Annotated in this window: 6 protein-coding genes and 1 tRNA gene; 4 read left to right on the top strand and 3 right to left on the bottom strand. The window is 53.3% G+C overall.

What is annotated here, in order from left to right; all coding sequences use genetic code 11:
- Positions 1–3: 3 nt before the first annotated feature.
- Together JTA15_RS11175 and JTA15_RS11170 are read right to left on the bottom strand one after the other, a co-directional pair.
- Positions 4–78 (bottom strand) — tRNA-Arg (locus JTA15_RS11175).
- 75 nt (positions 79–153) lie between these two features.
- The gene (locus JTA15_RS11170) at positions 154–1,083 is read right to left on the bottom strand and encodes a formate/nitrite transporter family protein (RefSeq protein WP_020883107.1); all 930 of its coding nucleotides are present in this window, start codon (positions 1,081–1,083) and stop codon (positions 154–156) included.
- 315 nt (positions 1,084–1,398) lie between these two features.
- Here JTA15_RS11170 and mlaA point away from each other — a divergent pair, with 315 nt between their 5' ends.
- Positions 1,399–2,151, top strand: coding sequence for a phospholipid-binding lipoprotein MlaA (mlaA, locus tag JTA15_RS11165; protein ID WP_020883108.1), 753 nt, complete (start codon positions 1,399–1,401; stop codon positions 2,149–2,151).
- A gap of 63 nt (positions 2,152–2,214) precedes the next feature.
- Here the strand turns inward: mlaA and fadL are convergent, their stop codons facing one another.
- Positions 2,215–3,543 carry a long-chain fatty acid transporter FadL gene (gene fadL, locus JTA15_RS11160; protein WP_020883109.1) on the bottom strand — a complete coding sequence of 443 codons (1,329 nt, stop codon included), beginning with the start codon at positions 3,541–3,543 and terminating at the stop codon, positions 2,215–2,217.
- Between the two features lie 372 nt (positions 3,544–3,915).
- On the opposite strand from fadL, the gene JTA15_RS11155 reads away from it, so the two are divergent.
- From JTA15_RS11155 to fadJ, 3 genes are all read left to right on the top strand, one after another.
- Positions 3,916–4,200, top strand: coding sequence for a YfcZ/YiiS family protein (locus JTA15_RS11155; protein ID WP_014171053.1), 285 nt, complete (start codon positions 3,916–3,918; stop codon positions 4,198–4,200).
- Positions 4,201–4,439: 239 nt separating this feature from the next.
- Positions 4,440–5,750, top strand: a complete 1,311-nt coding sequence (fadI, locus tag JTA15_RS11150; protein WP_032678623.1) for an acetyl-CoA C-acyltransferase FadI — start codon at positions 4,440–4,442, stop codon at positions 5,748–5,750.
- Complete coding sequence (fadJ, locus tag JTA15_RS11145; protein WP_219373224.1) at positions 5,750–7,897, top strand: fatty acid oxidation complex subunit alpha FadJ; 2,148 nt, start codon at positions 5,750–5,752, stop codon at positions 7,895–7,897. Before fadI ends, fadJ begins: the two co-directional genes overlap by 1 nt.
- The last annotated feature ends 134 nt before the right edge of the window (positions 7,898–8,031 follow it).

The raw sequence follows: 8,031 nt of genomic DNA, 5'->3' as shown, positions 1-8,031 counted from the left end.
ACATGGTGTCCCCTGCAGGAATCGAACCTGCAACTAGCCCTTAGGAGGGGCTCGTTATATCCATTTAACTAAGGGGACAAGGCGGCACGAGTATAGCCTCATTTACACTTTGCGTTAAGCTCATCGCCGCCTGACTGCTCAAAGAGTCACCATTCAGGTCGATTTTTTTGCAGATTTATCATCGTTTTCCCGCGCTTTCTGTTCGGCCTTGCGCTTATTAGACATGTCGTTACGGATTTGCGCATGGCTTAACAGTGCGAAGATAAACGTTCCGCCGCAGATATTGCCTGCCAGCGTCGGCAGGGCGAACGGCCAGAAAAAATCGCTCCAGTGAAGCGTACCATTAAAGACCAGATAGAGGATTTCAACGGTTCCGACCACGATGTGCGTGGTGTCAGCCAGCGCTATCAGCCAGGTCATTAATATGATCACGACAATTTTGGCACTGCCCGCGGAAGGAAACATCCACACCATGGTCGCGATTATCCAGCCGGAGATGATGGCATTTGAGAACATTTCGAACGGCGTGTTTTTCATTACGTCCATACCGATTTTCACGAAGGCATCCCGGGTGGGCTCATCGAATATCGGCATATATTCAAATGCCCATGCCGCCACGCCTGTACCGATGATATTCCCCAGCAGCACCACGCTCCATAAACGCATCAGTAAACCGAAATTACCGAGGGTAGGGTTTTGCATCACCGGGAGAACGGCGGTAACGGTGTTTTCAGTAAACAGCTGCTGGCGCGCCATAATGACAATCACAAAGCCAAAGGTGTAGCCGAGATTTTCAAGTAAAAACCCACCGGGTACCCCTTCCAGTTGCACATGAAATATGCCCTTGGCGAGGAGTGAGGCGCCCATCGACAAGCCTGCCGCGATGGCCGACCAAAACAGAGCCATGGCATCACGCTCCATCTCTTTTTCGCCATCCTGTCGGATATGTTCATGGATCGCCATCGCACGGGAAGGAAGGCGATCTTCATTGATTTCTATCTCCTCACCGCGCTCTTTTTCCTCGCTTTCAATTTCAATTTCCTCATTACTCTCGCCAATTTTTTCTTCACCCACTTCTTTCATAGCCACTCCAACACGATGATCTTTCTATAAAGCGTAGCGGCTTTTAATGAAATGCCCGTGGGGATGCTCTTAAATTGGCGGCAATGGCAACAAAGGCGATACATCTCATTAAAAGACATTATAAAATTGCCAGCGAAACGAATTCCAAAAGCCAGGCTATGCTGAGATCAGAGTGACGGTGGTTACTGCCCGTAATTGTGCTCGTAGACATCGGTAAACGTGCTGTTACAATCACTTGCACGTTTACAGGCGGAGCAACCCATGCTCCGTTACGGATGGCAATCAACGATAGCCATACTGAACAGGGAGATATTTATGAAACTTCGGCTGTCGGCGCTTGCGCTGGGCGCGACGATGCTTGTGGGCTGCGCCAGCTCTGGAGAGCAAACGGGACGCTCCGATCCTCTCGAAGGATTTAACCGCTCAATGTACAGCTTCAACTACAACGTGCTGGACCCGTATGTGGTTCGCCCGGTGGCAGTTGCATGGCGTGATTATGTTCCACAACCTGCGCGTAACGGGTTGAGTAACTTCACCAGTAACCTGGAAGAACCTGCGGTGATGGTGAACTACTTCCTGCAGGGCGATCCGTATCAGGGTATGGTGCACTTTACCCGCTTCTTCCTGAACTCATTGCTGGGGATGGGGGGCTTCATCGATGTTGCCGGTATGGCGAACCCTAAACTTCAGCGTGAGCAACCGCACCGTTTCGGCAGTACGATGGGGCATTATGGCGTGGGTTATGGTCCGTATGTTCATCTGCCATTCTACGGCAGTTTCACCGTACGTGATGACGGCGGCGACATGGTGGATACGCTGTATCCGGTTCTGTCGTGGCTGACCTGGCCGCTGTCGGTAGGGAAATGGACGGTGGAAGGGATCGAGACGCGTGCGCAACTGCTTGATTCGGACGGTCTGCTGCGTCAGTCTTCTGACCCGTATATTATGGTCCGCGAAGCTTACTTCCAGAATCACGACTTTATTGCCAATGGCGGCAAGCTGAAGCCGGAAGAGAATCCGAACGCGAAAGCAATCGAGAACGAATTAAAAGATATCGACTCGGAATAAAGATATCGACCCGGAATAAAGAAAAAAGGTGAGCCATGCTCACCTTTTTTAATCCCTGCGCGATTAGAACGCGTAGTTGAAGTTCATGCCATACAGCCAGGCTTTACCTTCAGAAGAGAACTCATACGGCCCCTCCTTAAAGTTAACTTTTTGACCGTGCATGTAAGAGATGCCCGCATCGATAGAAGCATCTTTATTGAAGGCATAGGTTGCACCTGCGCTCAGCCAGAAGCGGTCCTGGTCCGGAATGGAGATGGAACGCTTGTCAGCCGGTACCGGACTATCATCGAAGGCAATACCGGTACGGAATGTCCAGTTGTCATCCATATAGTAGGTGGTACCCAGCGCGATACGGTAGGCATCACGGAAGCTTTCATCTTTATAGAAGAGCGTGTCACCATTGCTGTTGGTCGCTTTCAGCTCCTGGAACTGGCTCCAGCTGGTGTAGGTCAGGCTATAGTGAACCGCCCACTGCGGCGCCACTTTGTTATAACCCGACAGTTCCCACATTTCTGGCAAGTGCAGGCTCAGAGAACCGCCAGTGGTACGGCCGTCGGTGCCCATTGGCAGGCCGAAGCTACCCAGAATCTGGTTATAGGCTGAAGGCAGGCTGCTCTTATAATCGCCATCGAAGTCAATTTTCACTTCGGAACGGTAGGTTAAACCATAGCGGTTATTTTTATCGATTTCATAAAGGATACCGGCGTTCCAGCCAAAGCCCCATTCGTCACCCTTAAGGTAAGCAATCTGGGTATCTGCCGGAATACCTGCAACCTGCTGTGCCAGACCCGGAATCGGTGGCAGAGCGCCTGAGCCAGCAACGACTTTACCCAGGTCACCCGCGTAGCGCTCGATCTTCGCTTTAGCATAAACCGCATCAAAGCCGACGCCGAAGCTCCAGTGGTTGTCCAGACGGTAAGCACCGCTCAGGTTCAGGTTCAGGGTTTCAAGGTCGGTTTTACCGCCATACGCCCCTGCGGCGTAGTTATTATTAAACTCGGTAGCCAGACCGTAGTTAGACGTCACGGAAGCGCCCCAGCCGAACTGGTCATTAATTGGCGCAACGAAGTGGAGGTTTGGCACCCAGGCTGTTGGCGCGATGTTGTCTGCCTTCAGGCTGGCGCCTGTTGGCGAGCGGCCCGAGATATCAACACCCGGATCAACAAAGATTGCACCAGCAGAGAAGGTCGGACGATCGAACATCATGATCAGTGCAGGGTTGCGACTCGCGTTGCCCGCATCATCAGCAATTGCGCCTTCCCCGGAATACGCACGGCCAAGGCCAGAGGAAGAAAATTCGTTTAACTGAAAGCCCGCGGACCAGGCGGACGTAGAGACGATTGCCACTGCGACTGCCAGCGCAGTCTTTTTGAACAGGGTTTTCTGGCTCATGACCATAACCTCATTGAGTTATTTTTATTCAATAATTGTTACATACCGTAACAGGAGCGCGAAGTGTAGGGTCTGAGGTATGACATACAAATCAGACCAGTGGCGAGAGTATAGGTCTGACCAGCCAGAATGTTGCAAGTTTGTTTATTAATATTTTCAAACATGTTTCTTGAAACGAGATCTGGTTGGCAAAATTGTGACCATTGCGAATCGTCTGAAAGGGTGATTTTTGTTCTAGATCATTTTTTAGTGTGATATTGGTCACTTATCCGCTTTTGCGCCATTAACGGCTGGAGAGAGCCAGCCCCGGGGCGTAAAATAGCAGCATCGTGTTTATCTCGCGCCTTGCGCGAATACAGAGGAAATTGAGCTATGAGTAAATGCAGTGCTGATGAAACCCCGGTTTGCTGCTGTATGGATGTTGGTACCATCATGGACAACTCCGATTGCACCGCCTCTTACAGCCGTGTATTCAGCAACCGCGCCGAAGCGGAAGAAACCCTGGCCGCGCTGAGCAAACGTGCACGTGAGGTCGAATCCGATCCGTGCGAAATCAAATCCACCTTTACTGACGTGGACGGCGGTGTGAAGCTGGATATCGACTTTGTGTTCGCCTGCGAGGCGGAAACGCTGATTTTCCAGTTGGGTCTGCGCTAACCTCAACGGCGTAATGCCCTCATCCTGGCCCCTCTCTCACAGTAGAGGGTGCACACTAAAACGGTAACCTTCGGGTTACCGTTTTGCTTTCATTTTCGCAGAGGCATTTTCTTTTTCTTCTCTGTGCCTTAGCTCGCACTTTTTCGTTTCCCTGATTGGCTGAATGTAAAAAAATGGTTAAGACTGTTATCAGGTCAGACCACTTTATGTTTGAGTAAAAAATTTTACAGGGGAAGGTTATGAGTCAGGCGTTACCGCTTATTACCCGTCAGGGCGATCGCATTGCCATTGTCAGTGGATTACGTACGCCATTTGCACGTCAGGCGACAGCGTTTCATGGCATACCGGCTGTCGATCTGGGGAAAATGGTGGTGGGGGAGATGCTGGCTCGCAGCGAAATTCCGCCTGAGGTCATCGAGCAGCTGGTTTTTGGCCAGGTTGTGCAGATGCCTGAAGCACCCAATATTGCGCGCGAAATCGTCCTCGGTACGGGGATGAACGTCCACACTGATGCCTACAGCGTCAGCCGGGCATGTGCTACCAGCTTCCAGGCGGTGGCTAACGTGGCTGAAAGCCTGATGGCAGGTACCATTCGCGCTGGGATCGCCGGCGGGGCGGACTCCTCTTCGGTTCTGCCGATTGGGGTCAGTAAAAAGCTGGCCCGGATCCTGGTTGACGCCAACAAAGCCCGTACCGTCGGTCAGAAACTCAAACTTTTCTCCCGCTTACGCCTGCGTGACCTTATGCCTGTACCGCCCGCAGTGGCGGAGTATTCCACCGGTCTGAGAATGGGCGATACCGCCGAGCAGATGGCAAAAACTTACGGGATCACCCGTGAGCAGCAGGATGCGCTGGCTCATCGCTCACATCAGCTGGCGGCGAAAGCCTGGTCGGAAGGCAAACTGGCTGATGAAGTCATGACGGCGTACATCCCGCCATACCGTGAACCGCTCTCAGAAGATAACAATATTCGCGGCAGCTCGACGATGGCGGATTACGCCAGGCTCCGTCCGGCATTTGACCGCAAACACGGTACCGTCACGGCCGCCAACAGTACTCCGCTGACGGACGGTGCCGCCGCGGTGATCCTGATGACGGAATCCCGTGCCAAAGAGCTGGGCATAAAACCGCTGGGCTACCTGCGCAGCTACGCCTTCACGGCGATAGATGTGTGGCAGGACATGTTGTTAGGGCCGGCGTGGTCCACACCGCTGGCGCTGGAACGCGCGGGACTTACCCTCGCGGATTTAACCCTCATTGATATGCACGAAGCATTTGCCGCACAAACCCTGGCAAACATACAACTGCTGGCGAGTGAACGTTTCGCGCGCGATGTTCTTGGCCGGGCGCATGCCACTGGCGAAGTGGATCAGAGCAAATTTAACGTCCTGGGTGGCTCCATCGCCTACGGTCATCCATTTGCGGCGACGGGAGCGAGGATGATCACCCAGACATTACATGAGTTACGCCGCCGGGGCGGTGGTTTTGGTCTCGTAACCGCCTGCGCAGCGGGTGGTCTGGGCGCGGCAATGGTTCTGGAGGCTGAATAATGGATATGCCATCTGCATTTAATCTGACGGTACGCCTCGATAACGTCGCCGTTATTACTATCGATGTTCCCAACGAGAAGATGAACACCCTGAAAGCCGAGTTCGGCGTTCAGGTGCGCGCGATGCTAAAGCAGATCCGCGAGAACAAAGCGATTCGCGGCCTGGTGTTTATCTCGGCGAAACCGGACAACTTTATTGCCGGAGCCGATATCAACATGATTGCCCGGGCGCAAAACGCTCAGGAAGCCGAAGAGCTGGCGCGTCAGGGGCAACAGGTCATGGCGGAGATCCATGCGCTGTCTATCCCTGTTATCGCGGCGATCCACGGTGCCTGTCTGGGCGGTGGGCTGGAGCTGGCGTTGGCCTGTCACAGCCGCATTTGTACCGACGATGCGAAAACCGTTCTGGGCCTGCCTGAAGTACAGTTAGGCCTCCTGCCAGGCTCCGGCGGGACGCAGCGTCTGCCGCGTCTGGTTGGGGTCAGCACTGCGCTGGAAATGATATTAACCGGCAAACAACTGCGTGCCCGTCAGGCGCTGAAAGCCGGCCTGGTCGACGAGGTGGTTCCTCACGCCATTTTGCTTGAGGCGGCGGTTGAACTGGCGCTCAAAGGACGGCAGGCAAAACGTCCTCTGCCGGTGCGTGAGCGCGTGCTGGCCGGGCCACTGGGCCGCACACTCCTGTTCAGCATGGCGGGCAAGAAAACCGAACAAAAAACCAATGGCAACTACCCGGCGGCGAAACGTATCCTTGAGGTTATTGAAGTGGGGTTATCTCAGGGCAGCAGCAGCGGCTATGCCGCAGAAGCAAAAGCCTTTGGCGAGCTGGCGATGACGCCGCAGTCTCAGGCGCTGCGTAACATCTTTTTTGCCAGTACAGAGGTAAAAAAAGACCCCGGCAGCGAGGCGCAACCTGCACCGCTGCATGCCATTGGCGTACTGGGGGGCGGGCTGATGGGGGGCGGAATATCTTTTGTTACCGCCAGCAAAGGCAAATTGCCTGTACGTATCAAAGACATCAATGCGAAAGGAATCAATCACGCGCTGCAGTACAGCTGGCAGAACCTTGATCAAAAGGTTAAACGCCGCCATATCAAGGCCAATGAGCGTGATAAAACCCTGGCACTGATCTCCGGCACGACAGACTACAGCGGTTTTGCCCATCGCGATCTGGTGATTGAAGCGGTGTTTGAAGACCTGGCGCTTAAGCAGCAGATGGTGGCTGACGTTGAGCAACATTGCGCACCCGATACCATTTTTGCGTCGAACACCTCGTCATTGCCCATTGGCGATATTGCGGCCAGAGCCCAGCGTCCGGAGCAGGTGATTGGCCTGCACTATTTCAGTCCGGTTGAAAAAATGCCGCTGGTGGAGGTTATCCCGCACGCCAGCACCAGCCCGCAAACCGTTGCTACCGTGGTTAAACTGGCCAAAATGCAGGGTAAGACACCGATAGTGGTGGCGGACAAAGCCGGCTTTTACGTTAACCGCATTCTGGCGCCTTATATAAATGAAGCGATGCGGCTGCTGACGGAAGGGGAGAAGATCGAACACGTCGACGAGGCGCTGGTGAAGTTTGGGTTCCCCGTTGGCCCAATCCAACTTTTGGATGAGGTGGGAATCGACACCGGCACTAAAATTATACCTGTGCTGGAAGATGCTTATGGAGATCGTTTTAGCCCGCCTGCAAACATTGTTTCTGCAATTTTGAAGGACGATCGCAAAGGCAGAAAAAATGAACGCGGTTTCTATCTTTACGGCGCGAAAGGGCGTAAAAGCAAGAAACAGGTCGACCCTTCGGTTTATGGGCTTATTCCGACAACCGGTCAGGGAAAACTGTCACCCGTTCAATGTGCTGAACGCTGTGTGATGATGATGCTTAATGAAGCGGCACGCTGCTTTGGTGAGCAGGTGATTAAAAGCGCGCGCGATGGTGACATCGGTGCGGTATTTGGTATTGGTTTCCCGCCGTTCCTCGGCGGCCCGTTCCGTTACATGGACACTCTCGGTGCGGGTGAAGTGGTTGCAATCCTGCAACGTCTGGCCTCGCAATACGGTCCGCGGTTTACACCGTGTGACGAATTATTGCAGATGGCGGAACGGGGCCAGACATTTTGGCCTTCAAGGGAAACTGTCCTCGTAAGTTGAGGTCAAAAAAGGGTAAATCCTGAAGTGTATGAACCTGTTTTGGCGATTTTGTAAACAGAGATTGACTATACTTACGCCATTGAGGTAAAAAACAGCGTTTCATTCACCGAATGGATCAGGCACAATGCCCGACC

Source organism: Enterobacter sp. BIDMC 29 (assembly GCF_019378755.1).
Classification (GTDB): Bacteria; Pseudomonadota; Gammaproteobacteria; order Enterobacterales; family Enterobacteriaceae; genus Enterobacter; species Enterobacter ludwigii.
The sequence above is the reverse complement of the archived record's forward strand: the minus strand, read 5'-3'. Positions and strand labels throughout refer to the sequence as shown.

Excerpts from the sequence above, each read along its gene's own strand:
- JTA15_RS11170 (WP_020883107.1), bottom strand. The coding sequence starts at position 1,083 with ATGAAAGAAGTGGGTGAAGAAAAAATTGGCGAGAGTAATGAGGAAATT.
- mlaA (WP_020883108.1), top strand. The coding sequence starts at position 1,399 with ATGAAACTTCGGCTGTCGGCGCTTGCGCTGGGCGCGACGATGCTTGTG.
- fadL (WP_020883109.1), bottom strand. The coding sequence starts at position 3,543 with ATGAGCCAGAAAACCCTGTTCAAAAAGACTGCGCTGGCAGTCGCAGTG.
- JTA15_RS11155 (WP_014171053.1), top strand. The coding sequence starts at position 3,916 with ATGAGTAAATGCAGTGCTGATGAAACCCCGGTTTGCTGCTGTATGGAT.
- fadI (WP_032678623.1), top strand. The coding sequence starts at position 4,440 with ATGAGTCAGGCGTTACCGCTTATTACCCGTCAGGGCGATCGCATTGCC.
- fadJ (WP_219373224.1), top strand. The coding sequence starts at position 5,750 with ATGGATATGCCATCTGCATTTAATCTGACGGTACGCCTCGATAACGTC.